Genomic DNA, 26,795 nt, shown 5'->3' with positions numbered 1-26,795 from the left:
TATGAAACAAAAGAAAGAACCAATTGTAAAAGATGAACGGACCATACTGATTGATGGAAAAATTGCAGGGGAACTTGTTCTAGGAATGACCTGCTTTATCGCCTTATCAGCCTTTGTGAAAGCTAGTATTCTGGACTTAGCCCTAGTAGCCTATATGCCCGAACTTATTCTCTTGATTGTCATGGGAGTTTATGCCTTTGTGAGAAGGATCAGCTCAGGGATCGATATTCGAGATATGTTAGAAAAAGAGAGCTGGTTGAGCCGCATCGGATCAGGAGTTTTATTTGCCCTATTTGTGGTCGGAACGGATGTAATTGGGAAGCGGGAAACGATGAGCTTTATGTTCAGTCCCAAGTATCTGCTCAAAATTGTCCTTGCCATTTTCGTCTTTGCCCTTTTGACTTATCTGTTAGAGAAACCACTAGGACTTATCAATTGGAAAAAACAGAAGAAGATCGAGGCAGAATTAGAGGAGGAATAGATGAGAGTACACTTGATGAACAAACAAATCATAGATGAACGAGAGGAAGGACTGGCCAATAAGGCTGGTGCGGAGACGGCTGGTTTTCTGTTTCTTGCCTTAACCGTTTTTAGTGTGGGGTCTATATTTACTTCTCAGGTCGGTCTGAGTCCAATCATGGTCGTAAGTCTACTCATTGTGTCAGGATTGTATTATTCGGTTCGATGTCAACGATTGGGTGTACGGTTTATCAGCTATAGCTACCTCAATCTAACTGGTATGGTAGTAGTGACCTCTATTCTTTCCTTATTCATCTGGGCTTAGAATTATCAATTAAACCAAGCTGTCTATCACCATAATCCTTTTCATTCAAAATTCTTGCTCGTACTTCCTATTACCTTTTTACTGAATTTCCCAATTGTAGGGGGTGTGAATGCTGTTGTGATGCTGCTTGCAAAAGTAGAGAAAAAACGCTATGATGCCTATCTGGATCAGTTGGAAAAGGAAGAGTAGGAAGTTGGAACCTTATTTTTGTCGTGTAAAAGTCTGGAACCCCAGGATTTTATTTTTCAGTCAAATAAATTGCATTCGTTTTCTGGGCAGAGTATACTAGAATGGTTGAATGAAAAATTCTGATAATTTAATCTTAGAAAAGAGAATCTTATGGCAAAACCTATTCGTGTTTTACTTTACTATAAATATGTTCCCATCGAAAATGCAGAACAATTTGCGGCTGATCACTTGGCTTTCTGTAAATCAATCGGGCTCAAGGGGCGTATCCTAGTGGCTGACGAAGGGATTAACGGAACTGTTTCTGGCGACTACGAGACCACTCAAAAGTATATGGACTATGTTCACAGCCTTCCAGGTATGGAAGACCTCTGGTTCAAGATGGATGAGGAAAAAGAGCAAGCCTTCAAGAAGATGTTCGTCCGCTATAAGAAAGAGATTGTTCACCTTGGATTAGAGGATGATAACTTTGATAACGACATCAATCCTCTTGAAACAACAGGTGCTTACTTGTCTCCAAAAGAATTTAAAGAAGCTCTTCTAGACGAGGATACAGTTGTCCTTGATACTCGTAACGACTACGAGTACGACCTTGGACACTTCCGTGGGGCTATTCGTCCAGATATCCGCAACTTCCGTGAGTTGCCACAATGGGTCCGTGATAACAAGGAAAAATTCATGGACAAGCGTGTGGTCGTATACTGTACGGGTGGAGTCCGTTGTGAGAAATTCTCAGGCTGGATGGTGCGTGAAGGCTACAAAGATGTTGGTCAATTACACGGAGGAATCGCCACTTACGGAAAAGACCCAGAAGTTCAAGGAGAATTGTGGGATGGGAAAATGTACGTCTTTGACGAGCGGATCGCAGTCGATGTTAACCATGTTGATCCAAGTGTTGTCGGAAAAGATTGGTTTGATGGAACACCATGTGAACGCTATGTCAACTGTGGAAATCCTTTCTGTAACCGTCGCATCTTAACTTCAGAAGAAAACGAAGACAAGTACCTCCGTGGCTGCTCCCATGAGTGCCGTGTTCATCCACGCAATCGCTATGTAGAAGAACACAACTTGTCACAAGCAGAGGTTGCTGAGCGTTTGGCCGCTATCGGTGAGACACTTGATGGAGCACCTGCTTAAGAGAAAAAAACAGTCTGAAAGCTCAGGCTGTTTTTATATGGAAATTGATTGAAAATTATGCTATACTCTAAGTAAGCGATTTCACAAAGGAGCAAACAAATGACTATTGTGTTTTCAATCAAGAATAAAAAGAGCTTGTTTGGCTATCAGAAAGTACTCGCAGCTAATGAAGTCCTCAAATTAGTGGAAGGTTTGATCAGTTACAACTATGACCCCAGTAGCTTGCATCGTTCCTTGAATGATTTTGAAAGCCTGAACTGTATCCTATTTGGTAAGAGTGGTCTTCCCTTGCAATTACGCTATGTTGATGCGGAAAACGCTTATCAAATCCTAGTTCCACCTTTCGCCATTGAGGAAGATTGGCAGTTGGCTCTTCGATGGATGAGTCGTCTAGCTGAGTTATTGGGAACAGAGATCACATCTAGCGAAGGCGGGAGCTATAGTCCAGATTCTATTTTCCATTTTGATTACGAAGTCATCATCCTGGAAACACTTGGGAATCTGACGAAGGAAAAAGATCTAGAAGAGTTTGAAGTACAAGGCTTCGCCCATCCAGTCTATTTAGATCGCGAGACCGTTCAGGAAGTCTTGAACCATGTTCACCCACTAGAAGCCTACTCTGCCTTTATCAAGAAGATTCAATACAGTGCTGCTTATTTTAGTCAAGTCCGTTTTTACCAACAGGAGGAGACAAGAGACTTCTTAGCTAGCTATAGCTTGACAGAAGAGACAGATACCGTCTTGCCACGCCGACCACATGTTCCTGCAGAATATGTAGAAATTGTGGGCTTGGCGGGTGTGAGTGATTGGCGGGTTCTTTTGGTAGCGATCGATGGAGATCCTGACAAGCAAGAAAATTACCATCCACTTGCTTCCGTTCCTTTGAAGGCACTCATAGAAGCCTTAGAGCCGAATGAATATCAGTTTCTAGATGCCAATCAAATTGAAATCAAAAAATTGTCCAAAGAACGCTTGTTGCAATTGGCCCAACTCTAATAAAAAAAGTTCTCAGTGTTGAGAACTTTTTCTTTTAGTTTGATTCATGTGGCAAGATCAAGTTAAGGATGATTCCTGTCATAGCTGAGAGGGCTGTTCCTGATAGGGTCACTGGACCCAGTTTCAGAATTGCTCCACCAAGTCCAAGAACCAACATAGCACTTGCAATAATCAAGTTACGCATCAAGCTGAAGTCAACGCGTTCTTTGATCAAGACTTTCAAACCATTACTTGCAATCACTCCGTAGAGAAGGATAGACATGCCACCGAGAACAGAGTTTGGAATGGTAGAAATGAGAGCAGTAAATTTACCAAGGAAGCTCAAGGAAATAGCGATCAAGGCTGCATTTCGGATAACGGAAACAGAAGCGATGCGAGTCATCCCAATAACGCCTGTATTTTCACCGTAAGTGGTATTGGCTGGACCACCAAGGAAGGCAGATACAGATGTTGCAATCCCGTCACCAAGAAGGGTACGATGAAGTCCCGGTTGTTTTAAGAATTGACGGCCACAGATTTGGCTAAGTACCGTATGGTCACCGATGTGTTCTGAAATCGTTACGATAGCGATTGGCAAGATGGCAATGGTTTCAGGCCCAAAATACAAGTTGTATTGTTTGAAGGCCCCACCCGTATTGAAAGGAAGATAAAAACCAGGAATCTCAAACCAGTTCGCCTTGAGGACCGGATCAAAGTTCACCAAGCCCAAGCAAACTGCGAAGACATAACCACCGATAATGGCAAAGAGGAAAGGAATGATTTTGAAGAAACCTTTTCCTTTGGTGTTGATGAAGGCAGCGATCAGGAAGGTCACGACAGCGACAAGTGCATTTTTCCAATCTCCCCCTTCGACAAAACCAGCGTTCTTAACGGCTGATCCTGCAAGCCCTAGACCAATGACGATGATCATAGGTCCAATAACAACGGCAGGAAGCAATTTGTCAATCCAGCGAGTGCCTGCTACTTTAACCCCTGCAGCGACTAGCACGTAAATCAGACCAGTCAGGATAACCCCTGTTTGGGCTGCATCGACTTTTCCGCCCATTTCCTTCATCGCCAAAGCCATGGCTGTGATGAAGGCGAAGGAAGAGCCGAGGTAGACAGGGACTTTAAAGCCGGTACAAGTCATATAGATCAGTGTCCCAACACCTGATGCGAATAGGGCAACGGATACGGGCATGCCCAAGATGAGTGGTACCAAAATGGTTGCCCCAAACATGGCGAAAACGTGTTGGAAACTTAATAAGATTCCTTTAAGGGGTGCCGGACTTTGGTCGACATCCAGGAGCAAATCAACAGTTGATTCTTCTTTCATAATAACCTCACTTTTGGGCACCAAAAAAGAGCCCATGATTTTTTTGCATAGCAAGGGCCCTCAGATTATTCATATTCTGTGTCTTTGTCACCTCACGGGATGACATTAAAAACCTTTGCTTCTAAGAAGTATAGCAGAAAAAATTCGTTTTGTAAACGAATTTTTCCCGAGCCTGAAAACAAGAAAGCGAGGTTCGTTTTGTAAACGAATTTTTCCCGAGCCTAGAAATAAAAAAGCGAGGCAGGAGTTATCTATTTTCATCAGGAAAGAGGTCAACAGTAGACGCAGTGGTTGAGTGGCCCATCCCCCGCTCTAATTCTCGCTTGGATGGCCCTACTCAACTTTGCGGGGGAGGGACGACGAAACCGTCATTTTAAATGGTAACCGATTTCTGTCCCTCTCCCTTTTCCCGAGCCCGAAAATGAGAAAGCGAGGAGGGAGTCATTAAGGTTTTCATTTTTGCATCAGAAAAGAGGTCAGCGATTGACGAAGTGGGTGTGTGCTCCCTCTTTATTTTTTTGGGAGGACAGCTGTGTTGTTTCCTAGCACAAAAGGCGAACAAGTGGGGCTTCTCGCTCCTTTGTTAGAAGGAAAGAAGCCGGTTTTATGGTATAATAGGGGCCTAGAAGTAGAATGAAAGAGGTGCACGAAATGCTGTTAGAAGAATTTGATGCCAATCGACAGGCGATTATCAATCCCCAAGACTTACACGAACCAATTGAAGGATTTCCCAAAGTAGTCATCTCTTGCTTTTCAAGAGTAACTTTTGCGCGTCTCCTTGAGAATTACGATCATGAGGTCATCGCAAGAACTTCTATGGCTAACTTTGAAGTCATTGTCTATGGGATTACGATAGGAGACCAAGAGATTGGGGCCTTTAATGCACCAGTTGGGGCTGCTTCCTGTGTGGGGATTATAGAGGATTTGATTCAATTTGGGATGGAAAAACTAGTGCTCTTTGGGACCTGTGGGGTTTTGGACCAAGATATTGAGGCGACCTCCATCATCATTCCAACAGCAGCTCTTCGAGACGAAGGGACCAGCTATCACTATCTTCCGGCTAGTGATGAAGTGGAAGTAAATAAGGAAAGCCTTCCTCTCTTCCAAGCTTTTCTGGACAGTCACAAGGTTTCTTATCAGTCAGGAAAAGTGTGGACAACCGATGCTCCCTACCGGGAAACCATCGACAAGATGAAGCGTCGAAAGGAAGCAGGAGCCATCTGTGTAGATATGGAATGTTCGGCAGTGGCAGCTTTAGCGGCTTTTCGGGGCTTTGAGCTCTGCCATTTCTTCTACGCAGCAGACCACCTCTCGGAAGAAAAATGGGATATCCGAACCTTATCTAGTCATGAGGATTTAGATAGCAAGGATCGAATCGCGGATTTAGCCATCCAATTTGCGCTCTTATGGGAAAAGGCAAACTAAATGAAAGAAGCAATGATTGAACTGAAGGATTTTTCCTTCCAATACAAGGCACAGTCTGAGCCAACTTTGAAAAATCTCAACTTAACCATTTATAAGGGGGAAAAGGTCCTGATTGTCGGGCCATCTGGCTCTGGAAAGTCAACCATTGGCCAGTGCTTAAATGGGATTATCCCTAATATCTATAAGGGAGCCAGTAGTGGGCAATTCCTTATTCAGGGGAAAGAAGCCTTTGATCTCAGTATTTATGAGAAATCTCATTTGGTCAGTACGGTCTTGCAGGATACAGATGGTCAGTTTATTGGTCTCAGTGTTGCAGAAGACTTAGCATTTGCCCTTGAAAACGATATGGTGGAGCTGGAAAGCATGAAATCCCGGGTCCATACCTGGGCGGAGCGCTTAGATTTGAGCAAGTTCTTGGACCATCGGCCTCAAGATTTATCCGGTGGGCAAAAACAACGGGTCAGCTTGGCGGGTGTCCTGATTGACGAAAGTCCGATCCTGCTCTTTGATGAGCCACTGGCTAATCTAGATCCAAAATCGGGTCAGGATATCATAGATCTGATTGATCAGATTCATGAAGAGCAGGGAACGACAACCATTATTATCGAACACCGTCTGGAGGATGTGCTCTATCGTCCGATTGATCGGGTCATCTTGATCAATCAAGGGCAAGTCCTCTTTAATGGGAGCCCAGATGAGTTGTTGAGGACGACACTGCTGGCTGAAAATGGGATTCGTGAACCCCTCTATTTAACGACTCTTCGTCAGTTAGGGCAGGATATCAGCGAGCTACCGCATTTGGACAAGGTGGAAAAAATACCACTTGAAGATTTATCAGTGGATATCCCAAGTCCTCATTTTGAAAAAGGTGCAGAGACAGAGACAATCCTAGAACTTGGTCATTTGAACTTTGCCTATCGAGAAGGCCAGCCCATTCTAAAAGACCTTTCTCTAACCATTCCAAAAGGCCAACGGTTGGCCATTGTTGGTAAAAATGGGGCTGGAAAATCAACCCTTGCTAAGGCGATTTGTGGCTTCATCCAGACGGAAGGAACCTATTTCTCAAAGAGAGAGGATATCAAGGGTGATAGTGTCAAGGAGCGGGCAGAGCGCGTGGGCTATGTCCTGCAAAACCCCAACCAGATGATCTCGACCAATATGATTTTTGACGAGGTGGCCCTAGGTCTTCGCTTGAGAAATGTTCCAGAGGATCAGATTGAAAGTCGTGTCCATCAAGCCTTGAAGACCTGTGGTCTCTACGAATTTCGTAAGTGGCCGATTTCTGCTCTATCTTATGGTCAGAAGAAGCGGGTGACCATCGCCTCTATACTGGTTTTAGGACCAGAAATGTTGGTCTTGGATGAGCCGACAGCAGGTCAGGACCAGCGCAATTACACTGAAATCATGGAATTTTTGGATAGTTTGCAACAAAAAGGCCATACCATTATCATGATTACCCATGATATGCAGCTCATGCTGGATTATTCGGACCGGGCAATCGTGGTGACAGATGGTCGGATCATAGCTGACCTGTCTCCTGCAGAATTGTTTACTCGTCCAGACATTTTAGGCCAGGCCAATTTGAAAGAAACGTCTATTTTTGCCTTGGCCAATCGCTTAGGTATTGATCCTTTGGCTCTCACGCAATTTTACATGAAACAGAAAGGAGCAGGCCATGAATCATCGATTAGTCGGCTACCATGAGGGAAGTAGTTTTCTTCACCGCCTTTCAGGGGCGAGTAAGTTGCTCTTTCTTCTTTTAGTCTCTCTTGCAGCCATGCTGAGTTATGATACCAGGCTCCTTTTAGGAATTGGTCTGGGTGCTCTGGCCTTGTTCTCTGCTGCCCGCATTCGTTTTCGGGATATCTCTTTTGTACTTGGATTTGCTATTGTTTTTGCTATTCTAAATGTGCTCATGGTCTATCTCTTTGCTCCTCAGTACGGGGTAGAGATTTATGGAGCAAAAACAATACTCATCAAAGGCTGGGGATCCTACAGCATTACTTCTCAGGAGCTCTTTTATCTCTTTAATCTAGCTCTGAAGTATGTTTGTACCATTCCGCTGGCTCTCATTTTCCTGATGACCACCCATCCCAGTCAATTTGCATCTAGTCTCAATCAGATTGGGGTGTCCTACAAGATTGCTTATTCAGTGAGCTTGACCCTGCGCTATATTCCAGACGTGCAGGAAGAATACCAGACGATCAGATTGTCACAGGAAGCCAGAGGATTGGAGTTATCCAAAAAGGCCAAGCTCGTTCAGCGAATCAAAGGCAATTTGCAAATCATTTCGCCCTTAATCTTTAGCTCACTTGAGCGGATTGACAGTATTTCTACGGCCATGGAATTACGTCGCTTCGGTAAAAATAAAAAGCGGACCTGGTATTCATACCAAGCCATGGAAGGGAAAGATTATGGAATGATTCTAACTGCTTTGGCTGTTCTCATCTTAAGCGTTCTGTTAATTTTTCTCAATCAAGGGCGTTTTTACAATCCATGGAGGTAATCACATGTCAGAAACGATTTTAGTAACAGGAGCTTCAGCTGGCTTTGGTCAAGCGATCTGTCGTCGCTTAGTAGCAGATGGATACCGCGTGATCGGATCGGCTAGACGCATTGAAAAATTACAGGTCCTTCAAGAAGAGCTAGGAGAAGGGTTTTACCCCCTTCAAATGGATGTAACAGATCTCCCTCAGGTGGATCATGCACTTACTAGTTTGCCAGCTTCTTGGGAGAGAATTGATGTCTTGGTAAATAATGCTGGCTTAGCCCTAGGCCTTGCTCCTGCTTATGAAGCAGAAGTTTCAGACTGGTTGACTATGATCCAGACCAATATTGTTGGCTTGACCTATCTGACAAGGAAAATCTTACCCCAGATGGTCCAGCGAAATGATGGTTATATTATCAATTTAGGATCTACAGCAGGAACAGTACCTTATCCAGGTGCCAATATCTATGGGGCGTCAAAAGCTTTTGTTAAGCAATTCTCCCTCAATCTTCGGGCCGATTTAGCAGGGAAGAAGATCCGTGTCAGCAACATCGAACCTGGACTCTGCGAAGGAACGGAGTTCTCTTCTGTTCGCTTCAAAGGCGACGAAAAACGGGTAGAAGCCCTTTATAAAGATGCTCATGCTATTCAGCCAGAAGACATTGCTAACACTGTCGTTTGGTTGCTCCAACAACCTAAGCATGTCAATATCAACCGCATTGAGATCATGCCAGTTTCCCAAAGTTTTGGACCGCAACCGGTTTACCGTGATTAAAAAGAGAAGCAACCCGTATAAGTTGTATGGGTTGCTCTTTTCTGTTTCTCCAATCTTTTTGGTATAATAGAAGGCAAAGTAAGGAGAAGAAGATGGCAGCTGCGTTAATTATTGGTTCAACCGTTTGTGATGTGATGATCTATTTGGATCGTTTGCCAAGTCGAGAAGGCGATGCTCACATTGATCACCAACAATGGTCTGTTGGGGGATGCGCCTTTAATGTCGTCAACATCCTCCATTTTTTATCGCAACCCTATCAGTTTATCTCGCCCATAGGTTCTGGGATTTACGGCGATTTTATTAGGCGAGAACTAAAGCAATTAGGGATTCCCTCTTCCATCTCATTAGACGGGGCTAATGGTTGCTGTTACTGCTTTGTAGAGTCTGATGGTGAAAGAACCTTTTTATCGGACCATGGTGTGGAGTATAGCTTCCAAGCAGAGTGGCTACAAGAAATCGCCAGGGAAAACTTTGATTACATATACTTATGTGGTCTGGAAGTTGAGGAGTCAACGGGTCTAGAATTAGTCCAGTCCGTTTCGAGATTAGAGGGCCAGGTGATCTTTGCACCAGGACCACGAGGACGCCTGATTCCGAAGGAGCGACTGGAAGCGATTTATGATCTGCATCCAATTCTCCACGTCAATGAGGTCGAAGCACTAGAATTTTCAGGGTGTAAAGAGATCCACCAAGCAGTCGAAGGATTGTATCAGAGAACGGGCCAATTGGTCATTGTCACCTTGGGAGAAAAAGGAGCGATCGCTTACGATGGCAACTGGTATAAGGCGGCAGGAATTCCGACAAAAGTCGTCGATACAGTGGGGGCTGGGGATAGCCACGTAGGCGCTTTTATTGCAGCTCGTTTAGAAGGTTTAGACATTGCGAAAGCTTTAAGCTTTGCCAACAAAGTCTCTAGTCGCATTGTTGCAAGCAAGGGCGTTCATCTGACAAAAGATCAATTTAAAACATTACAAGAAGAACTAAAACAAAAATAAAAAAAGGGTATAGAACAAACAGTGAATAGCTCACTATCGTTCTATATCCTTTTTGTTTTTTCTTTATCTTATAACGGACGCTTATTGGGCAGGCCTGCCTTTCTTGGGTATTTGTTGGGCGTTTCTTTTTTCTTTTCCACAACAGTGATATAGCGTGGATCCCCATTTGGCAATTCATAGTGTAGATTGTCTTCAACCTTGCTAAATAGCAGATTCAGGGCGTTTTTAGCTTCCTCCAACTCTTCTGGAGCATTGCTAGCCTTGAGAGCGAGGAGACGTCCCCCAACTTTCAGATAAGGAATGGTCAGCTCAGAAAGAACCTGCATGCGGGCAACAGCGCGAGCGGTCACCACGTCAAATTGGGCACGAAACTCCTTGTCTTGCGCAAAGTCTTCAGCTCGTCCATGGTAGAAATGAACCCCGCTCAAGCCTAACTCTTCAGCTAGTAGGTGGAGAAAGTTGATCCGCTTATTGAGGGAATCAATGATGGTCACATCCAACTCAGGGAAAAGGATTTTCATTGGAAGGCTGGGAAAGCCAGCACCAGCTCCGATATCCAAGAGACGGATGGGGTGATTCTGAATCAAGCCCTGTAAGATAGGCGCGATAGAATCATAGAAATGCTTGAGATAGACCTCGTCTTTTTCGGTGATAGCAGTGAGGTTGATCTTCTCATTCCACTCAACCAATAACTCAAAATAGCGTTCGTATTGTTCTTTTTGTCGATCAGTTAATGGGAAGCCGAGGTCGGCTAAACGGGTATAAAATTCTTCTGGTTTCATAAGATAATTTTACCACAAAATAAGAGAAATTTGATATACTGGTAGAAAGAAATGAAAGGAATTCAATAAAATGATTTGGATTATTCTTGGGATCCTTGTGGTCCTTGTGTTGATGGTAGTAGGAGTTTACAACGGTTTAGTGAAAAGTCGGATGCAAACTCGCGAAGCTTGGAGTCAAATTGACGTGCAATTGAAACGTCGGAATGACTTGATTCCAAACTTGATCGAAACTGTTAAAGGCTATGCCAAGTACGAAGGAGATACACTAGCAAAAGTAACTCAACTTCGTCAACAAGTGGCTCAAGCTACTTCACCTGCAGAAGCAATGGCAGCCAGTGATGCTCTTTCACGTCAAGTAGCAGGCATTTTTGCGGTTGCCGAAAACTACCCAGACTTGAAAGCCAACACCAACTTTATGCAATTGCAAGAAGAATTGACCAACACAGAAAATAAAATTTCTTATGCTCGTCAATTGTATAACAGTGTCACAAGCAACTACAATGTGAAATTGGAAACTTTCCCAACAAATGTGATTGCTGGAATGTTTGGCTTCAGACAAGCTGAATTCCTTCAAGTGCCTGAAGAAGAAAAAGCTGTACCAAAGGTGGATTTTAGCGGATTAGGAGACTAATATGCTGTTTGACCAAATTGCAAGCAATAAAAGGAGAACTTGGATTCTCCTTATTGCTTTTTTCATACTCTTGGCCCTCATCGGAGCAGCCGTTGGCTACCTCTGGTTAGGCTCCTCTCTTGGTGGTGTCATCCTAGCTTTGATTATTGGTGGAATCTATGCGATTAGTATGATTTTTCAATCGACAGAGGTAGTGATGCGGATGAACGGGGCGCGTGAGGTGACGGAAGAGCAAGCCCCTCAATTCTACCATATTGTCCAAGATATGGCCATGGTAGCTCAAATCCCTATGCCTCGGGTCTATATTGTAGATGATCCATCCATGAATGCATTTGCGACAGGATCCAATCCTCAAAATGCTGCTGTTGCAGCAACGACAGGTCTTCTAGCTGTGATGAATCGTGAGGAATTGGAGGGAGTCATTGGACACGAAGTCAGCCATATTCGCAATTACGATATCCGCATCTCCACGATTGCGGTTGCCCTTGCTAGTGCCATCACCATGCTTTCTAGTATTGGAGGACGGATGATGTGGTGGGGCGGTGGCCGTAGACGGGATGATGATCGAGAAGGGGGCAGTGGTTTAGAAATTATTATTCTGATCCTTTCCTTAATTGCTATCGTATTAGCTCCATTAGCGGCGACTTTGGTCCAATTAGCCATTTCTCGCCAACGGGAGTTCCTAGCGGATGCCTCCAGTGTCGAATTGACACGGAATCCTCAAGGGATGATCAATGCTCTTTTGAAACTGGATCATAGTGCACCCATGCAACGAGAAGTTGATAGTGCAAGTAGTGCTCTCTTTATCAACGATCCCAAAAAGGAATCCGGTTTTCAAAAGCTCTTTTATACCCACCCACCCATTGCCGAGCGGGTGGAAAGACTAAGAAATATGTAAAGTAAGAGGCTGGGACAAAAGTCCTAGCCTCTTAATCATTTTTGGATTATCGAGCAAGACGCAGTGGTTGAGTGGGCTCTACTACGCTGATTTCATCAGCTTTTACAGCCCTACTCAACTGTGCGGAGGTGGGACGACGAAATCGAATTCTAACGAATGACCGATTTCTGTCCCACTCTCTTTATTTGCTAGACAAGAGGACGGTAGTGAAACCAAGGATGGCAAAGATTCCCCAAGCTAGAGAGAGGTTCCAGATAGCTAGACTAGAAAAAAGGGCTGTTCCAAGAGGCATGGCAAAGCTGACCATCAGACCCAAAAAGCTAGAGGTAGAGGCTAATTTCTCAGCTGGCAGTTTGCTCATTAAAAGACTGGAAACTTTTGGGTTGATTTTTGCAACAAGATAACCGAGGAAAGTGATGAGTAGAAGGGAAAGGATATCCCAGTGGACCAGAGTATTTGTGAGGCCAAGCATGGTCAGACCACCTGCAATCCACAGTAGAGTATGGTGGAGGGTTTGTTTGGAAAAATAATCGTGAGGTGTCAGGCTAGCCCAGACCATGCTTAAAATAGTTACTGCTTCTAAGATCAAGAGCGATTGGCTAAAGCTCAAATGAAAGAAGGGGGAGTGAAGCAGTTGCAAATTATAGATGCCGGAGATGGATCCTCCCAAAGCATTGATGAAAATTAAGGATAGGAGAAGTTTCCCAAAGTTGTGAACTTCTTCATCTGCAAAGATAGTGGTGACACTGCGATAGATGTCTCGACATTCTTGAAGGAAAGAAACTTTCTTACTCGAATCCACTTGAATCGTTTCGTGGGTTAGTTGACTTCGTCGGATGAAAAGACAAGTGGAAGACAGGAGAAATGTCAGGGCATTGATCGAAGCAACAAGTGCAAAGTTATGGTGACTGATAGCTAAAAGCCAGACTCCCAGCGCTTGACCTGAAATGGAACAAACCATACTAAGCAGTTGATTGAAGGAATAGGCTTCCATCAGATCCTCGCTAGGGATGTTCTTCTGCATAATGGGAAGTTGCAGTCCCCCACGATAATCACTTAAACAATCTGACACAATATTAAGGAAGCAAACGATTGAAAAGGCCAAGTAACCCGGAATCTTCGTCATCAGTGCAATGATGACGAAAAGGATAGCTTGCAGAAAGCCTATTCGGATCAGCCAGTCAGCTTTTTTAGCGGTGTGATCGGCCTTCATTCCAATGAAAATGGTGAAAAGACTTGGGATAAAAACAATGAGATTGGCGATCCCAACTGCCAGACTAGGGTGAGACATACTAGCCGCGAAGACCACAAAGACAAGGTTGTAAATCGCAGCACCAAGGCTATTCAAAAAACGTGAAAGGCTGAGTAAGGCAAAGATGTGATTGCGAAGTAAGAGTTTCATAAGCTTTCCCCCTTATGCTTAGCAGTTAAAATAACTTCTCTTAAATGTTGCAAGGCCTGCTTGAGAAGAGAGAGTTTCTCTTCTTCCGTCAGTTCTAATTTTTCCTCTTTAACATAAAAACTAGTTTGTTTAAGGAAATAATGAAGGAGACGATTCTTTAGTCTGCTTATCATGCTGGGACCTCTTTCTTTTCTTGATGACCCTATTGTAGACCTCAAAAATATGGAAAACAAAAAGTTGCATATTTTCAACAAAAAGAGGCTAGGACAAAAGTCCTAGCCTCTCAATTATTTTTGGATTGTCGAGCAAGACGCAGTGGTTGAGTGGGCTCTACTACGCTGATTTCATCAGCTTTTACGGCCCTACTCAACTATGCGGAGGTGGGACGACGAAATCGAATTCTAGATTTCTGTCCCACTCTCTTTTCAGGCTTCCTTAATCAGTTCTTGCAGGCCCTGTTTGTAGTAGTTGGCACTGTCCTTACAATCCAGAATAGAGAGGACCTGAATGGCCTGTTCCATCTTTTCAAGACCAGTTTCTTTTTCTCCCTTTCGATAAAGAAATTCCCCTTTGGCATAGAGATAAACCGTCCGAAGGTAAGCTTCGTTTTCGGAGTAAAAGTGGTCCTTGATCAGCTGATCAAAATAAGATGCATCTTCAAATTCATTCGAACTGATGGCCAGAAAAAAGCCATTGAGAAATATAGAATTGAGGGCAGGACGAGAAGAGTCTAGGAGAAGCTTGAAATCATCTCTTTGGACCAACTCCTCTGTATACTGTCGATAGAGCTGACTAGAGAAAAGAGGAGAGGTCAGTGAAAATAGGCTTAATTCAAAATTTCCCCAGACTATGACAGAGAAGAGGTAGTCATAGAGAAAATCTAGTTCCTCTTGGCTAGCAGCCAACTCCACCTCAGGATAGAAGGCAAGCATTTGAGCCTTGAGAATAATGCTGGCTAATAAGTCTTCTTTTTTGTGATCTTTCTGATAGGCGATCTGATAGCGTTGGTACAGGGCTTGATCATGTTCCAAGCTCATGTTTTCATAGTGCTCTTTCAATAATTTGGGGATAAAAGAGTGCTGGTCGATCCCTGCTAGATGGGAAAACTCACTGAGGCCGGTTTTGATCTGTTGAAGGGCCTGAAAAAAACGTTGCGTAGTGAGGTCATTTTCCCCTCTCTCAAATCGGGACAGCATGGAGCGCGAAAATTCGCCTCCAGTTGCTTCCTCTAAAGAGATGTGGCGACTTTCACGTATTTGTCGAAAAACTGCTCCGATATCTTTCATGCCGTCTCCTCTTTTAGTTGGTATTTTTCAACCAATTGCTCAACAGTCTTCCCCTTGCTTAACCAATCGACCAGACGATCTAATCGACGAATTTCCTGCATCAAAGGATCTTGAATTGTTTCAATTTGCACGCCACAAACTTTCCCAGTAATCAGTGTTCGATTGGGGTGATAGGCGGGAGCTTGGCGAAAGAAATCTCCGTAGCTTCCGTCACTCTTTTTCCATTCTTTTAGTTCAGCTAGAGAATAGCCGGTTAATCTCGAGGTGATTTGGTCAAGGCTGATCTCTTTTCCACCCTTTCGTAAGACTTTTTGGACTAAAGCTGTGTATACAGATGAAAATGGTAAATCGTAAACTCGTGCCATCAGATCTCCTTTATCTTTTTTCATGATTATAACAAATTTTTGAGGAGACTTCTTGGTTGAAGAGACAGCTTCATGATATACTAATAGTATCTAGAAGATTTGAGGACAAAAGAATGAACTTATACACACAAGAAATCCGTAAAAATCCTGAAGGACTAGCCTTTGATCAAGAGTTGGAGTTGTTAAAGGAATTGCAAAAGCGTAATCCAGAAATTCTTGATTTAAAGAATGTGACAGCGACAGGACGAGTGGCCTATGATACAGGTCTCTATGTCTTAGATTACCAATTGACCTACACCATTGTTTTGGCATCTAGTCGAAGCATGGAACCCGTTGAACTCCAAGAAAGCTATCCTGTAACAGAAGTGTTTGCTGAGGATGTACAGTCTGATGCAGATATCGAAGCTCTTGAGGAAGATCTGATCCTTCACATTGAAGGGGGCAAAATTGACCTAAGTGAGAGTGTGGCAGACAATATCCTTCTCAATATTCCTCTCAAGGTTCTCACTCCAGAAGAAGAGGCCGGGCAAGGCTTTATCGAGGGCAATGATTGGAAAATCATGACAGAAGAAGAGTATCAAGAAGCTCAAGCGGTTAAGAAAGAAGAAAACAGTCCCTTTGCTGGTCTCCAAGGTTTATTTGAGGAAGAATAGGCTAGGGATGACATATTAAAAATCTAAACATAAATACAGGTCTTTTCTTTGAGGAAAGGCCTTCTTTTGGTATACTAGGATTTATAAACAACAGAGGGGAGACCTCTGAAAAAGGAGAAAAGTATGGATACATTATTTATTCCAGGCTGGTTGATAACAGGTCTAATTGTTGCTATCATTATTGTAGTTTTACTTGTAAAAGGCTACGTAAACGCTAAACCAAACGAAGTTGTTGTTATTACAGGTCTTCGGAAGCAACGTCATTTACGCGGGAAAGCTGGTTTTATGATTCCCTTTGTCGAACAGCGATCTTATCTTGATATTGAGCAATTCTCGACAGATGTTCGTACATCTGAAGCAGTCCCAACACTGGACTTCATTAACGTCCGTGCCGATGCAGCTGTTAAGTTGAAAATCGGGACAACCGATGAGATGATTGCCCGTGCTGCAGAAAACTTTTTGAACTGGAATACGACAGATATTTCCAATTCTGTCCAAGATGTCTTGGAAGGAAACTTGCGGGAAGTGATCGGTCAGATGGAGCTTCGTAAGATGGTCAACGACCGTCAAGAGTTTGCTTCAAAGGTGCAAGACAACGTAGCGCCAGATTTGGCTAAAATGGGTCTGGAAGTCATCGCCTTTACGGTTCAATCCTTCTCTGATGAAGGGGGAGTCATTGATAACCTTGGTATCGAAAATGTTGAAACCATCAAGAAGGATGCCTTGATTGCTAAAGCCAAAGCAGAACGCGAACGCAAAGAAGTCGAAGCAGAACAAGATAAGCTAGCCAACGACAAACGCGTCGCAGCCGACCTTGAAATCGCGCAAAAACAAAATGAGTTGAAACTCAAACAAGCAGCCCTTAAACAAGAAGCAGATATTGCTCAAGCCAAGGCAGATGCTGCGAAAGGGATTGAGGCGGAAGTGCAACGTCGTGAACAAGAGCGCGTGGCAGCCGAAGCCAACATCATGAAACAAGAGAAAGAAGCGGAAGTTAAGGAACGCGAAGTTAAGGTTCGTGAGCAAGAATTGGATGCCAACATCCGTAAGCAAGCCGAAGCTGAAAAGTATGCGCGTCAACAAGCAGCGGAAGCTGAATTGATTGAACGCCAACGCAAGGCCGAAGCTGAACTCTTCGAAACCCAAAAAGAAGCCGAAGCTCGGAAAGCCCAAGCAGAAGCAGAGAAATTTGCTCAATTGCAAGAGGCCGAAGCTATTGAAGCCAAAGGTCGTGCCGAAGCTGAAGCCATTCGCTTGAAACTAGAAGCCGAAGCCAAAGGTTTGGACCAAAAGGCAGAAGCGATGAAGAAAATGCAAGAAGCAGCCATTACCGAAATGGTGGTGGACAAGTTGCCTGAAATTGCGCGTGCTGTTGCTGAACCATTGACCAAGGTGGATAAAATCACTATGTATGGTGAAGGTAATGCTTCTAAGATGGTGGGCGATATCATGCAAAGTATCGACCAAGTCTCTCAAGGAGCTGGATTCGATATTCGTCAATTGTTAGCAGGAGCTCTTGGGGTCAATATGACAGTCAATAAACTCAAAGAAGGAGAACAACCGGTCATTGAGGCTTCTGAATTAGCTTCTAAAGAAGATTAATACGATCAACAGGGAGTGCCTGAGAATTGTATCTCGGGCACTTTTGTTTTTAAGATCAAATGATATGTCTGCTTTTCCCTTCTTTTGGAGAAGGAGATAAGCTATTTTCTGCTTTCTTTTAAGGACGAAAAATGATAGAATAAAGGCAAACTATAAAGAGGAGTGTCACATGACTAAAGCAAACTTTGGTGTTGTTGGTATGGCCGTAATGGGTCGTAACCTTGCCCTTAATATCGAATCTCGTGGCTATACAGTTGCCATTTATAACCGTAGTAAAGAAAAAACAGAAGATGTTGTTGCTTGCCATCCTGAAAAGAACTTTGTGCCAAGCTATGATATCGAAAGCTTCGTAAACTCTATCGAAAAACCACGTCGTATCATGCTCATGGTTCAAGCAGGACCTGGTACAGACGCAACCATCCAAGCCCTTCTTCCACACTTGGACAAAGGTGATATCTTGATTGACGGAGGAAACACGTTCTACAAAGATACTATCCGTCGTAACGAAGAATTGGCAAACTCTGGTATCAACTTTATTGGTACAGGTGTTTCTGGTGGTGAAAAAGGTGCCCTTGAAGGTCCTTCTATCATGCCTGGTGGACAAAAAGAAGCTTATGAATTGGTAGCAGATGTTCTTGAAGAAATCTCTGCAAAAGCACCAGAAGATGGAAAACCATGTGTGACTTACATCGGTCCTGATGGAGCTGGTCACTATGTGAAAATGGTCCACAATGGTATTGAGTATGGGGACATGCAATTGATCGCAGAAAGCTATGATTTGATGCAACACTTGCTTGGCCTTTCAGCTCAAGACATGGCTGAAATTTTTACTGAGTGGAACAAGGGCGAATTGGATAGCTACTTGATCGAAATCACTGCGGATATCCTTGGACGCAAAGACGACGAAGGTCAAGATGGTCCAATCGTAGATTACATCTTGGATGCTGCAGGAAACAAGGGAACAGGTAAATGGACTAGCCAATCAGCTCTTGACCTTGGTGTGCCATTGTCACTCATCACTGAGTCAGTATTTGCACGTTACATTTCTACTTATAAAGAAGAACGTGTACACGCTAGCAAGGTGCTTCCAAAACCAGCTGCTTTCAAATTTGAAGGAGACAAGGCTGAATTGATTGAAAAGATCCGCCAAGCCCTTTATTTCTCAAAAATCATCTCTTACGCACAAGGTTTTGCCCAATTGCGTGTCGCTTCTAAAGAAAACAACTGGAACTTGCCATTTGCGGACATCGCATCTATCTGGCGTGATGGATGTATCATCCGTTCTCGTTTCTTGCAAAAGATCACAGATGCTTACAACCGCGATGCAGATCTTGCTAACCTTCTTTTGGATGAGTACTTCTTGGATGTAACAGCTAAGTACCAACAATCTGTTCGTGATATTGTAGCTCTTGCTGTTCAAGCAGGTGTACCAGTACCAACCTTCTCAGCAGCCATCACTTACTTTGATAGCTACCGTTCAGCGGATCTTCCAGCGAACTTGATCCAAGCGCAACGTGACTACTTTGGTGCCCACACTTACCAACGGAAGGACAAAGAAGGTACCTTCCACTATTCTTGGTACGACGAAAAATAATCTTGGCTTATGGTCAAACGAGTCCTACTAGTAGAAAATGAGAAGCAAATCGCTCGCTTCATTAATTTGGAACTTCAAAAAGAAGGCTATCAAGTTGATGTGGTCGAGGATGGGAAAACGGGTCTGACCTTGATTGCTACCACCAAATATGATCTGATCTTGTTCAATTATGATTTGTCAGACATGTCTGGTGAAGCCTTTGCTCAAGAAATCGGTCAGATTCGCCCTGCTTCGGTTTTGATTGTTTTGGATAGTCGGGAAAAGATTGCAGAACACGAAGAGAGTATTGAGCGGTTTGCCGTTTCCTATATGGTCAAACCCTTTGTGATCAGTGATTTAGTCGATAAAATCACAGCTATATTTAGAGGTCGTGATTATATTGACCAACACTGTAGCCAGATGAAAATTCCAACCTCTTATCGGAATTTGCGGATCGATGTCGAACACCACACCGTCTATCGAGGAAAAGACATGATTAGTCTGACGCGAAGAGAATACGATCTTCTAGCGACTCTGATGGGAAACAAGGGAGTGGTGACTCGTGAGCAATTGCTAGAGAGCGTTTGGAAGTACGAGAGTAAGGGGGAGACCAATATTGTCGACGTCTATATCCGTTATCTTCGTGGGAAAATAGATCTCCCAGGACAAAAGAGCTATATTAAGACCGTTCGTGGGATTGGCTATGCCATGCAAGACGAACTAGAATGAAACATTCGAATCCTTAAAGGGTTCGAATGTTTTTATGTTTCAAAGAAATCGTTTGCGTTAAAAATTATCGAAAAAAGAAAGATTGAGAAAGATTTTGTGTTTGAAATTTAATATAAAGAGAAAAAATTCAAGAAAAATGTTATGTAAGGCTTTACATTTTTGAAAAATATGGTATACTAGAATCAAATTAAGCGCAAACGTTTTCTTAAAAACAAAGCCTTAAACAATATAAGGAGGTTGAATGATGAACAAAGGATCATTCAAAAGTTTATTTAGCTTTGAATTCTGGCAGAAGTTCGGTAAGGCCTTGATGGTCGTTATCGCTGTAATGCCAGCGGCTGGGTTGATGATTTCAATCGGGAAATCAATCCCTATGATCAACCCGAATTTATCTCCACTTGTTATTACAGGTGGGATTCTCGAACAAATCGGTTGGGGGGTTATCGGAAACCTTCACATCCTGTTTGCACTCGCTATCGGTGGTAGCTGGGCCAAGGAACGTGCAGGGGGTGCCTTTGCTGCTGGTCTCTCTTTCATCTTAATTAACCGTATTACAGGTGCCGTTTTTGGAGTGACATCTGCAATGTTGGCTGATAAAGAAGCTACCGTTCACACAATTTTAGGTGGTTCTGTTAAAGTTGCGGATTATTTCATTAGTGTCCTTGAAGCTCCTGCTCTGAATATGGGTGTCTTTGTAGGGATTATCTCTGGTTTTGTTGGAGCGACTGCCTTCAATAAATACTACAACTACCGTAAACTTCCAGAAGCTCTTTCCTTCTTTAACGGAAAACGCTTTGTACCATTCATTGTTATCATCCGTTCTACTCTAGCAGCTTTGCTACTTTCAATTTTGTGGCCAGCTGTTCAATCAGGAATTAACGGATTTGGTGTTTGGATTGCCAACTCACAATCCACTGCTCCAGTATTGGCACCATTCTTGTTTGGTACCTTGGAACGTCTTCTCTTGCCATTTGGTCTTCACCATATGTTGACCATTCCAATCAACTACACTCAATTGGGTGGTAGCTACCAAGTTCTTACGGGAGCTGCTAAAGGAACAACTGTATTTGGACAAGATCCACTTTGGTTAGCTTGGGTAACAGACCTTGTTAACTTGAAGAAGGCAGATCCTAGCCAATACCAACACTTGCTTCATGCATACGTACCAGCTCGTTTCAAAGTTGGTCAAATGATTGGATCATTTGGTATCTTGATGGGGATTGTGGTGGCTATCTACCGCAATGTGGACCCAGATAAAAAAGAAAAATACAAAGGGATGCTTGTTGCAACTGCTCTTGCAACCTTCTTGACAGGTGTTACAGAACCAATTGAATACATGTTCATGTTCATTGCAACACCTTTATACCTAATCTATGCCTTTGTTCAAGGAGCTGCCTTTGCAATGGCTGACTTGGTTAACCTTCGTGTCCACTCATTCGGTTCAATCGAATTCTTGACACGTACCCCAATGGCCATCAACGCTGGTTTGGCATTAGATATCTTTAACTTTGTATGGGTAACTGTCCTCTTTGGATGTATCATGTACTTCATTGCCAACTTCATGATTAAGAAATTCAACTATGCGACTCCAGGACGCAATGGTAACTACGAGCAAAATGATGATGCAGCTTCAGGAGAAGGTGAAGCATCTGGTACGGCTACTAGCTCAGCTAGCTCACAAGTCATCAACATCATCAACCTTCTTGGTGGACGTGCCAATATCGTAGATGTTGACGCATGTATGACTCGTCTCCGTGTGACTGTGAAAGACGCAGAAAAAGTTGGAACAGAAGAACAATGGAAAGCTGAAGGTGCAATGGGTCTTGTCATGAAAGGACAAGGGGTTCAAGCCATCTACGGTCCAAAAGCAGACGTCTTGAAATCAGACATCCAAGACGTACTTGACTCAGGTGAAGTCATTCCTGAAACACTTCCTAGTCAAATGACAGCTGTTCAAAAAGCGGAAGCAACCTTCAAAGGTGTGACGGATGAAGTTCACTCAGTTGCGGATGGTCAAGTCATCAATATTGAAGATGTGAAAGACCCAGTCTTCTCACAAAAAATGATGGGAGATGGATTTGCAGTTGAGCCTGAAAATGGTCATATCGTTTCACCAGTGGCTGGTAAAATTACGAGCGTCTTCCCAACTAAACATGCCCTTGGTTTGTTGACAGATAATGGTTTGGAAGTCTTGGTTCACATTGGTCTAGATACTGTTAGTCTAGAAGGAAAACCATTTGAGGTTAAAGTATCTGAAGGCCAAACAGTGGCTGCAGGAGACCTTTTAGTAGAAGCAGATCTTGATGCGATTCGTGAAGCAGGTCGTGAAACATCTACAGTTGTTGTTTTCACAAATGCAGATGCCATTAAATCAGTTAAGGTCGAACATACAGGCAAATTGGCAGCCAATGCTCCAGTTGCAACAGTAGAATTATAAAGACTACGGCAAAGAAAATGAGGTTGGGGCAGTGCACCCGACCTCTTGCCGTTTCTTGTTTTAAGTAAAAGGAGAAATCAGGGGATGAAATTTTTAACATTAAATTCCCATAGTTGGATGGAGGAGAATGCTCAGCAAAAGTTTGAGACTCTCAAAGAGCAAATTTTAGAAGCTCAATACGATGTGATTTGCTTTCAAGAAGTCAACCAAGAGATGGCTACAGAGGAAATTGCAACCGACGAGTATTATCAAGCCTTGCCATCTTCCGTAGCTATTCACAAGGATCACTTTGTTCGCGTATTGGTTGAGGAGTTGGCTGCTCAAGGTCTTCACTATTACTGGACTTGGGCTTACAACCATATTGGCTATGATCACCTTAATGAAGGGGTAGCTGTTCTTTCACGTCAACCATTAAAGGCAGATGAGATTTTGGTCTCTAATATGGACGATCCAACAGACTACCATACCCGTCGGGTGGCTGTTGCTCACACGAGTGTGGATGGAAAAGAGATCGCTGTTGCTAGTGTCCATCTTTCTTGGTGGGACAAAGGTTTCCAATTTGAGTGGCCACGGATTGAGCAGTATTTTAGCCAAGTAGGCAACCCCTTTATTCTAGCTGGCGATTTCAATAATCCTGCTGGTCAAGAAGGCTATGAAACCATTTTATCAAGTTCTCTAGAGCTACAAGATAGCTTTATTGAAGCCAAAGAAACCAAGGGCACCTATACGGTAGGTCCTGGTATCGATGGCTGGACGGACAATCAAATACCATTGCGGATCGATTATGTCTTTGCAAGTCCGGAATGGGAGATCGAGCGTCTTCACGTCATTTTTGACGGTCAAAACAAACCACATGTCAGTGATCACTATGGTTTAGAAGCAGAATTATCACTTTAAAATGAATTGAGAGTCGATAGGAAAACGATTTTGTTCGAATCGTTCGTCGACTCTTTTTTAATTTTTACATTAGAGGTTGCCATCGGAGCTTCTCTTGTTCTTCTGCTTTCTTTACGATTGATTTTATGGTAAAATGAAGTGTTAAAACAGTTCAAGGAGGTAGCAAATGCGTTGTCCAAAATGTGGTGGAAGTAAGTCTAGTGTGGTGGATAGTCGACAAGCTGAAGACGGGAACACCATACGTCGTCGTCGTGAATGCGAAGAATGCCATTATCGCTTTACTACCTACGAAAGAGTAGAAGAACGAACGCTAGTGGTTGTCAAAAAGGATGGAACGCGCGAGCAATTTTCTCGTGATAAGATCTTTAATGGCATTATCCGTTCGGCTCAAAAACGTCCTGTATCGAGTGATGAAATCGAAGAAATTGTAAACCGGATTGAACAAAAGGTTCGTAGCCAAAGTGATAATGAAATTAACAGTGAGTATATTGGTTCTTTGGTCATGGATGAGTTAGCAGATCTGGATGAGATTACCTATGTTCGTTTTGCCAGTGTTTACCGGAGTTTCAAGGATGTCGGTGAGTTAGAGACGCTCTTGAAGCAAATTACGAAAGGAACCAAGAAGAAAAAGGAAAAATAGATGAAGCCCAATACTCCTTTTGTATTTTTAAAAAATAATATTCTTCCGCCGGCAGGGGCTGCTTTGGAGCAGTATTACCTGCCTATTTTGGAGATGGAAACAGTAACGGTGTATCGCTATTTGCTGGCATCGTATGATCAAGGTGAAAAGCAACATTTGCTTGCACAGATTCTAAACCACATCGATATGGGATTCCCTCAATTGTTATTGGCTTTTGATCGCTTGATTGCCATGGGCTTGATTGATCTCTTTGAGGAGGAAGATGGTCTCACTATCCAGATGCATGCCCCCCTTGAAGCAGAGCAATTTTTTTCAAATGCCGTCTATAAACGCTTGCTTGAAAGAAAGATTGGAGAGAAGGCAGTGGAAGAGCTGCTGCCAGCACGCTCTTTAGGAACTAGACGGCAAGTGTCCTTTTCTCAAGTATTTGGACTAGATGCTGGTGAGGTGACAGTTGTTGCCAGTAAAAAACAGCAGTTTGATATGGACATGTTTAAACGCATGATGGGCCGAGACGGTCTTCGTTTTGCGGATGAAGGGGAAGCGACTCTGGCCCTTTTTGCCATTGCAGAGGAGCAACAATGGACCTGGTATGAAACCTATCTCTTAGCAAAAGAAACGGCAGTAGACCGCACCATTTCTCCAAAAAGAATGAAGCAAAAGCTAGCCCAAGCTAATCAGGAACAACCACGCCTGTCCTATAGCCGTCAGGAAGAAACCATCTTGAGGGAAGCCAAGCAAAAATCTAGCCTGCAATTCTTGGCGGAGATAAAGAAGGCCCGCAAGGCGACCATTACGCAGAGCGAACGCAAGACCCTTTCTAAGTTAGCGGATCTAGGCTTACTGGATGAAGTGATCAATATCATCTTGTTGCTGACCTTTAATAAAACCCAGTCAGCTAATCTCAATGAAAAGTATGCTTTGAAAGTGGGAAATGACTTTTCTTACCAAGGGGTCAACAGTGCAGAAATGGCGATTTTAAAAGTCCGAGAACGTCAGGAACAGGCTAAGTCTCAAGGAAATAAGGGGACAACAACTGCTCCTGCCAAAGGTAAGACAAGCAATGTTCCTAAGTGGAGCCAACCGCACTATCAAAATCAAACTAGTCAAAAAGAAAAAGTGGATCTTGCAAAAGAGAAACAACGCCTATTAGAAAAATTAAATCAAGGAGGTGAGTAGATGGAAAGTGTAGGTCAAACCCTGTCTCACATGAATCGTGCCCGCCAATTCAACTATGAGGATTTGGTCGCACAGATCTTGGCAGACCAAGAAGTTGCTGCCTTTATCAAAGACCAGTCTTTGTCTGAGCAAGAAATTCGACGGAGTATTTCAAAATTTAATCAATACATTAGCGAGCGAAACCGTTTTTTGCTTGCTGATCCGGATTATATTGCCAAAGGCTATAAACCGATTTTAACCATGAATGAAGGCTATGCAGATGTGGCCTATGAGGAGACACCAGAGTTAATCGAAGCCCAAAAACGGGCTGCGATCAACCAACGTCTCAACTTGATCAATCTCCCTTCAACCTTGAAAGAAGCGAGTCTAGCAAAGGTAGAGCTCGATGATAAGGGACGATTTGTGGCCTTTGAGGAGTTGGCCAATTTTGTTGCCCACTACCCTGACTATCAAAAAGGGATCTACCTCTATGGTGATTTTGGAGTAGGAAAGAGCTACATGATGGCGGCTTTGGCCCATGATTTATCAGAAAAACGCCAGGCCTCTACCACCCTACTTCATTTCCCAAGTTTTGCCATCGATGTCAAAAATGCCATTAGTTCGGGCTTGGTCAAGGAAACCGTAGATCAAGTAAAAAAAGCCGAAATTTTGATTCTTGATGACATTGGGGCGGAGCAGATGTCAGCCTGGGTTCGAGATGAAATCTTGCAGGTGATCTTGCAACATCGGATGCAGGAAAATCTTCCAACCTTCTTCACCTCTAATTTTAATTTTGAAGAATTGGAGCGCCATTTTGCAACATCACGCAATGGTGATGAAACCTGGCAGGCCAAACGCGTGATGGAGCGCGTGAAATTTTTAGCTAAGGAAATCCACTTGGAAGGAGTGAATCGTCGATGAATGATACCATCCGTTTAATGCAGTCTCATTTTTCTGTTCGCCGCTTTAAGGAAGAACCGATTAAAGAAGCCGATCTCAAGGAAATCTTATCAGCTGGTCAAATGGCATCAAGTTGGAAAAACTTTCAATCTTATTCTGTGATTGTGGTGAAGAGCAAGGAAAAGAAAGAAGCTCTCTACGACTTGCTTCCTCAAGAAGCGATTCGCCAATCAGCCGTATTTCTCCTCTTTGTTGGGGATTTAAACCGTGCTGAAAAAGCTGTCAAACTTCATGAGCAGGATTTCCATCCTGAAGGGGTGGACAACTTACTGATCACCTCAGTGGACGCGGCTCTAGCAGCTCAAAATACGCTATTAGCAGCTGAAAGTCTCGGCTATGGTGGAGTCATTATCGGCATGTTGCGCTACTGTTCAGAAGAAGTCTCAGAACTTTTCCGTCTGCCAGATTATACCTATCCTGTTTTTGGGATTGCTCTTGGAGTACCTAATCAGCAACATGCGGTGAAACCACGTTTGCCATTGGAACAGGTTGCTTTTGAAGAAGAATACCAAGAACAAGACCTATCGGTTGTGACTGACTATGACAAGGTTCAGGCAGATTATGCTGGAGCGCGTGCAACAGATAGCTGGAGCGAGCGCCTTGCAGCTCAATTTGGTCAACCTGAACAAGAAGAGACCAAAAAACTACTAGAAAAACACAAACTATTATGAAATGAAGAGA

25 protein-coding genes and 3 pseudogenes are annotated in these 26,795 nt (G+C 43.4%); 22 read left to right on the top strand and 6 right to left on the bottom strand.

Annotation, left to right across the window (positions count from 1 at the left end):
• The first annotated feature begins 1 nt into the window (after position 1).
• The 4 genes and pseudogenes from QM968_RS04810 to QM968_RS04795 all read left to right on the top strand — a co-directional run bounded on the left by QM968_RS04810 (position 2) and on the right by QM968_RS04795 (position 3,103).
• Positions 2-481 carry a DUF6773 family protein gene (locus tag QM968_RS04810; RefSeq protein WP_414382681.1) on the top strand — a complete coding sequence of 160 codons (480 nt, stop codon included), beginning with the start codon at positions 2-4 and terminating at the stop codon, positions 479-481.
• Positions 482-973 (top strand): annotated as a pseudogene (locus QM968_RS04805) (DUF6773 family protein). It abuts the gene before it with no gap.
• Positions 974-1,123: 150 nt separating this feature from the next.
• Complete coding sequence (locus QM968_RS04800) at positions 1,124-2,107, top strand: rhodanese-related sulfurtransferase (RefSeq protein ID WP_414382678.1); 984 nt, start codon at positions 1,124-1,126, stop codon at positions 2,105-2,107.
• Positions 2,108-2,206: 99 nt separating this feature from the next.
• On the top strand, positions 2,207-3,103 hold the full coding sequence (locus tag QM968_RS04795; RefSeq protein ID WP_414382675.1) for a DUF4299 family protein: 897 nt from the start codon (positions 2,207-2,209) through the stop codon (positions 3,101-3,103).
• 34 nt (positions 3,104-3,137) lie between these two features.
• Here the strand turns inward: QM968_RS04795 and QM968_RS04790 are convergent, their stop codons facing one another.
• On the bottom strand, positions 3,138-4,418 hold the full coding sequence (locus tag QM968_RS04790; RefSeq protein WP_009731544.1) for a uracil-xanthine permease family protein: 1,281 nt from the start codon (positions 4,416-4,418) through the stop codon (positions 3,138-3,140).
• 651 nt (positions 4,419-5,069) lie between these two features.
• Here QM968_RS04790 and QM968_RS04785 point away from each other — a divergent pair.
• From QM968_RS04785 to QM968_RS04760, 6 genes and pseudogenes are all read left to right on the top strand, one after another.
• Positions 5,070-5,843, top strand: a complete 774-nt coding sequence (locus QM968_RS04785; protein WP_414382672.1) for a nucleoside phosphorylase — start codon at positions 5,070-5,072, stop codon at positions 5,841-5,843.
• Positions 5,844-6,695: pseudogene (locus QM968_RS04780) on the top strand (DUF3744 domain-containing protein); the annotation flags it as partial.
• A 27-nt stretch (positions 6,696-6,722) separates the two neighbouring features.
• Positions 6,723-7,547, top strand: a pseudogene (locus QM968_RS04775) (energy-coupling factor ABC transporter ATP-binding protein); the annotation flags it as partial.
• On the top strand, positions 7,519-8,349 hold the full coding sequence (locus QM968_RS04770) for an energy-coupling factor transporter transmembrane component T family protein (RefSeq protein WP_414382669.1): 831 nt from the start codon (positions 7,519-7,521) through the stop codon (positions 8,347-8,349). The pseudogene QM968_RS04775 and the gene QM968_RS04770, both read left to right, overlap by 29 nt.
• Before the next feature lie 4 nt (positions 8,350-8,353).
• Positions 8,354-9,106, top strand: coding sequence for an SDR family oxidoreductase (locus QM968_RS04765; protein WP_414325967.1), 753 nt, complete (start codon positions 8,354-8,356; stop codon positions 9,104-9,106).
• A 92-nt stretch (positions 9,107-9,198) separates the two neighbouring features.
• Positions 9,199-10,101, top strand: coding sequence for a carbohydrate kinase family protein (locus tag QM968_RS04760; protein ID WP_414382666.1), 903 nt, complete (start codon positions 9,199-9,201; stop codon positions 10,099-10,101).
• Between the two features lie 68 nt (positions 10,102-10,169).
• Here the strand turns inward: QM968_RS04760 and rsmG are convergent, their stop codons facing one another.
• Positions 10,170-10,883 carry a 16S rRNA (guanine(527)-N(7))-methyltransferase RsmG gene (rsmG, locus tag QM968_RS04755; RefSeq protein WP_414382663.1) on the bottom strand — a complete coding sequence of 238 codons (714 nt, stop codon included), beginning with the start codon at positions 10,881-10,883 and terminating at the stop codon, positions 10,170-10,172.
• A gap of 70 nt (positions 10,884-10,953) precedes the next feature.
• Here rsmG and QM968_RS04750 point away from each other — a divergent pair, with 70 nt between their 5' ends.
• Together QM968_RS04750 and htpX are read left to right on the top strand one after the other, a co-directional pair.
• The gene (locus QM968_RS04750) at positions 10,954-11,514 is read left to right on the top strand and encodes a LemA family protein (protein ID WP_009731537.1); all 561 of its coding nucleotides are present in this window, start codon (positions 10,954-10,956) and stop codon (positions 11,512-11,514) included.
• Between the two features lies 1 nt (position 11,515).
• Positions 11,516-12,412, top strand: coding sequence for a zinc metalloprotease HtpX (htpX, locus tag QM968_RS04745; protein ID WP_414382661.1), 897 nt, complete (start codon positions 11,516-11,518; stop codon positions 12,410-12,412).
• Between the two features lie 181 nt (positions 12,413-12,593).
• On the opposite strand, the gene QM968_RS04740 is transcribed toward htpX, so the two are convergent.
• The 4 genes from QM968_RS04740 to QM968_RS04725 all read right to left on the bottom strand — a co-directional run bounded on the left by QM968_RS04740 (position 12,594) and on the right by QM968_RS04725 (position 15,468).
• On the bottom strand, positions 12,594-13,814 hold the full coding sequence (locus QM968_RS04740) for a transporter (RefSeq protein ID WP_414382658.1): 1,221 nt from the start codon (positions 13,812-13,814) through the stop codon (positions 12,594-12,596).
• A complete protein-coding gene (locus tag QM968_RS04735) occupies positions 13,811-13,987 on the bottom strand; it encodes a hypothetical protein (RefSeq protein ID WP_414382656.1) in 177 nt (58 codons plus the stop codon). The genes QM968_RS04740 and QM968_RS04735 overlap by 4 nt, the downstream gene beginning before the upstream one ends.
• 252 nt (positions 13,988-14,239) lie before the next feature.
• Positions 14,240-15,100, bottom strand: a complete 861-nt coding sequence (locus QM968_RS04730; protein ID WP_414382653.1) for a transcriptional regulator — start codon at positions 15,098-15,100, stop codon at positions 14,240-14,242.
• Positions 15,097-15,468 carry a DUF2200 family protein gene (locus QM968_RS04725; protein ID WP_414382970.1) on the bottom strand — a complete coding sequence of 124 codons (372 nt, stop codon included), beginning with the start codon at positions 15,466-15,468 and terminating at the stop codon, positions 15,097-15,099. The genes QM968_RS04730 and QM968_RS04725 overlap by 4 nt, the downstream gene beginning before the upstream one ends.
• A 110-nt stretch (positions 15,469-15,578) precedes the next feature.
• On the opposite strand from QM968_RS04725, the gene QM968_RS04720 reads away from it, so the two are divergent.
• The 10 genes from QM968_RS04720 (at position 15,579) to QM968_RS04675 (ending at position 26,785) form a co-directional block, all read left to right on the top strand.
• Positions 15,579-16,118, top strand: coding sequence for a YceD family protein (locus QM968_RS04720; protein ID WP_414382651.1), 540 nt, complete (start codon positions 15,579-15,581; stop codon positions 16,116-16,118).
• 123 nt (positions 16,119-16,241) lie between these two features.
• Entirely contained in the window at positions 16,242-17,720 is a 1,479-nt protein-coding gene (locus QM968_RS04715; protein WP_414382648.1) for an SPFH domain-containing protein, read from the top strand.
• A gap of 169 nt (positions 17,721-17,889) precedes the next feature.
• Positions 17,890-19,314 (top strand): NADP-dependent phosphogluconate dehydrogenase, encoded by a 1,425-nt coding sequence (gene gndA, locus QM968_RS04710; protein WP_006151777.1) that lies wholly within the window; start codon positions 17,890-17,892, stop codon positions 19,312-19,314.
• Positions 19,315-19,323: 9 nt separating this feature from the next.
• Positions 19,324-20,022, top strand: coding sequence for a response regulator transcription factor (locus tag QM968_RS04705; RefSeq protein WP_414382646.1), 699 nt, complete (start codon positions 19,324-19,326; stop codon positions 20,020-20,022).
• A gap of 241 nt (positions 20,023-20,263) precedes the next feature.
• A complete protein-coding gene (locus tag QM968_RS04700; protein WP_414382643.1) occupies positions 20,264-22,459 on the top strand; it encodes a PTS transporter subunit IIBC in 2,196 nt (731 codons plus the stop codon).
• Positions 22,460-22,543: 84 nt separating this feature from the next.
• Entirely contained in the window at positions 22,544-23,356 is an 813-nt protein-coding gene (locus QM968_RS04695; protein WP_414325957.1) for an endonuclease/exonuclease/phosphatase family protein, read from the top strand.
• A gap of 166 nt (positions 23,357-23,522) precedes the next feature.
• Entirely contained in the window at positions 23,523-23,996 is a 474-nt protein-coding gene (gene nrdR / locus QM968_RS04690; RefSeq protein WP_003005476.1) for a transcriptional regulator NrdR, read from the top strand.
• Complete coding sequence (locus tag QM968_RS04685) at positions 23,997-25,175, top strand: DNA helicase (protein ID WP_414382640.1); 1,179 nt, start codon at positions 23,997-23,999, stop codon at positions 25,173-25,175.
• Entirely contained in the window at positions 25,176-26,075 is a 900-nt protein-coding gene (dnaI, locus tag QM968_RS04680) for a primosomal protein DnaI (RefSeq protein ID WP_414382637.1), read from the top strand.
• On the top strand, positions 26,072-26,785 hold the full coding sequence (locus QM968_RS04675) for a nitroreductase family protein (RefSeq protein ID WP_414382634.1): 714 nt from the start codon (positions 26,072-26,074) through the stop codon (positions 26,783-26,785). Before dnaI ends, QM968_RS04675 begins: the two co-directional genes overlap by 4 nt.
• Positions 26,786-26,795 lie beyond the last annotated feature (10 nt).

The organism is Streptococcus sp. OMI870 (assembly GCF_047460295.1).
In the GTDB taxonomy this organism is placed as follows: Bacteria; Bacillota; Bacilli; order Lactobacillales; family Streptococcaceae; genus Streptococcus.
Note: the sequence above shows the minus strand (reverse complement) of the source record. Positions and strands in the feature narration are given on the sequence as shown.

What these genes read in the sequence shown, in the direction of transcription:
- QM968_RS04810 (WP_414382681.1), top strand. Translation starts at nt 2, where the DNA reads ATGAAACAAAAGAAAGAACCAATTGTAAAAGATGAACGGACCATACTG.
- QM968_RS04800 (WP_414382678.1), top strand. Translation starts at nt 1,124, where the DNA reads ATGGCAAAACCTATTCGTGTTTTACTTTACTATAAATATGTTCCCATC.
- QM968_RS04795 (WP_414382675.1), top strand. Translation starts at nt 2,207, where the DNA reads ATGACTATTGTGTTTTCAATCAAGAATAAAAAGAGCTTGTTTGGCTAT.
- QM968_RS04790 (WP_009731544.1), bottom strand. Translation starts at nt 4,418, where the DNA reads ATGAAAGAAGAATCAACTGTTGATTTGCTCCTGGATGTCGACCAAAGT.
- QM968_RS04785 (WP_414382672.1), top strand. Translation starts at nt 5,070, where the DNA reads ATGCTGTTAGAAGAATTTGATGCCAATCGACAGGCGATTATCAATCCC.
- QM968_RS04770 (WP_414382669.1), top strand. Translation starts at nt 7,519, where the DNA reads ATGAATCATCGATTAGTCGGCTACCATGAGGGAAGTAGTTTTCTTCAC.
- QM968_RS04765 (WP_414325967.1), top strand. Translation starts at nt 8,354, where the DNA reads ATGTCAGAAACGATTTTAGTAACAGGAGCTTCAGCTGGCTTTGGTCAA.
- QM968_RS04760 (WP_414382666.1), top strand. Translation starts at nt 9,199, where the DNA reads ATGGCAGCTGCGTTAATTATTGGTTCAACCGTTTGTGATGTGATGATC.
- rsmG (WP_414382663.1), bottom strand. Translation starts at nt 10,883, where the DNA reads ATGAAACCAGAAGAATTTTATACCCGTTTAGCCGACCTCGGCTTCCCA.
- QM968_RS04750 (WP_009731537.1), top strand. Translation starts at nt 10,954, where the DNA reads ATGATTTGGATTATTCTTGGGATCCTTGTGGTCCTTGTGTTGATGGTA.
- htpX (WP_414382661.1), top strand. Translation starts at nt 11,516, where the DNA reads ATGCTGTTTGACCAAATTGCAAGCAATAAAAGGAGAACTTGGATTCTC.
- QM968_RS04740 (WP_414382658.1), bottom strand. Translation starts at nt 13,814, where the DNA reads ATGAAACTCTTACTTCGCAATCACATCTTTGCCTTACTCAGCCTTTCA.
- QM968_RS04735 (WP_414382656.1), bottom strand. Translation starts at nt 13,987, where the DNA reads ATGATAAGCAGACTAAAGAATCGTCTCCTTCATTATTTCCTTAAACAA.
- QM968_RS04730 (WP_414382653.1), bottom strand. Translation starts at nt 15,100, where the DNA reads ATGAAAGATATCGGAGCAGTTTTTCGACAAATACGTGAAAGTCGCCAC.
- QM968_RS04720 (WP_414382651.1), top strand. Translation starts at nt 15,579, where the DNA reads ATGAACTTATACACACAAGAAATCCGTAAAAATCCTGAAGGACTAGCC.
- QM968_RS04715 (WP_414382648.1), top strand. Translation starts at nt 16,242, where the DNA reads ATGGATACATTATTTATTCCAGGCTGGTTGATAACAGGTCTAATTGTT.
- gndA (WP_006151777.1), top strand. Translation starts at nt 17,890, where the DNA reads ATGACTAAAGCAAACTTTGGTGTTGTTGGTATGGCCGTAATGGGTCGT.
- QM968_RS04705 (WP_414382646.1), top strand. Translation starts at nt 19,324, where the DNA reads ATGGTCAAACGAGTCCTACTAGTAGAAAATGAGAAGCAAATCGCTCGC.
- QM968_RS04700 (WP_414382643.1), top strand. Translation starts at nt 20,264, where the DNA reads ATGATGAACAAAGGATCATTCAAAAGTTTATTTAGCTTTGAATTCTGG.
- QM968_RS04695 (WP_414325957.1), top strand. Translation starts at nt 22,544, where the DNA reads ATGAAATTTTTAACATTAAATTCCCATAGTTGGATGGAGGAGAATGCT.
- nrdR (WP_003005476.1), top strand. Translation starts at nt 23,523, where the DNA reads ATGCGTTGTCCAAAATGTGGTGGAAGTAAGTCTAGTGTGGTGGATAGT.
- QM968_RS04685 (WP_414382640.1), top strand. Translation starts at nt 23,997, where the DNA reads ATGAAGCCCAATACTCCTTTTGTATTTTTAAAAAATAATATTCTTCCG.
- dnaI (WP_414382637.1), top strand. Translation starts at nt 25,176, where the DNA reads ATGGAAAGTGTAGGTCAAACCCTGTCTCACATGAATCGTGCCCGCCAA.
- QM968_RS04675 (WP_414382634.1), top strand. Translation starts at nt 26,072, where the DNA reads ATGAATGATACCATCCGTTTAATGCAGTCTCATTTTTCTGTTCGCCGC.